Here is a 668-nt window from a genome sequence, read left to right on the forward strand (position 1 = left end):
CATTTGTATCGTCTAGAAAATATTAAGGCAATCCATGATCTTGCTGCTGCAGGCGTTGATCATCATGTGATTTCAGTATTCTTATCGGCGGAGGGTATTGATCTTAGCGCCCTGGAAGTTACCAATATCGTGAATACCTATGATGCGCTTGGAAAAGAAAAAGTACCAAGCAAAAAAGTACAGGCATTGATTGCCGCGAAAAAAATCGGTCAGGAGGACGAAAATCTACCGTGCCCTGTTTAGTTTACCTAATAAAAAACCTCGAATCTGAAATTCGAGGTTTTAGTCAAATTAAAATTAAGGATTTGGGCTATCAGTACGAATCCAGACCACGGTGCGGCCTAGTGCAGACACTCCCATATAACCACGCATGCGCAGGCGTTTACCCTCACCACTCACCACAGCCTTACCTTTATAAATTCGTCCAGATGTAGGTTCTAGCACCCGACCATCAATATAGTGATTTGGGTTGTTTGGGTCTTCTTTTAACCCCCAGGCAATCTGGAGACCCAGAATGGGTTTATTTTTGAAAGGTTCAGGGCACTTGACACAGTTGGTCAGTATATTCCCACCTCCTGGAACAGGATAACGATAGACAATGGTTCCTGTATAAGTGCCATCAGGTTTCTTTTTTACTTCTACGATTGAGAGTTGCTCACCTGTACGAT

Annotated in this window: 2 protein-coding genes; one reads left to right on the top strand and one right to left on the bottom strand. The window is 43.1% G+C overall.

Features of this window, described 5'->3' with window-relative positions:
• Positions 1–243: hypothetical protein (locus tag B4H32_RS07410; RefSeq protein WP_414630954.1), on the top strand; the 243-nt coding region annotated here is incomplete at its 5' end.
• A gap of 54 nt (positions 244–297) precedes the next feature.
• Here B4H32_RS07410 and B4H32_RS07415 read toward each other — a convergent pair.
• The coding region (locus B4H32_RS07415; protein ID WP_286801135.1) for a DUF2147 domain-containing protein at positions 298–668 on the bottom strand (371 nt) is incomplete at its 5' end.

The organism is Acinetobacter sp. UBA2063 (assembly GCF_002333245.1).
GTDB lineage: Bacteria > Pseudomonadota > Gammaproteobacteria > Pseudomonadales > Moraxellaceae > Acinetobacter > Acinetobacter parvus.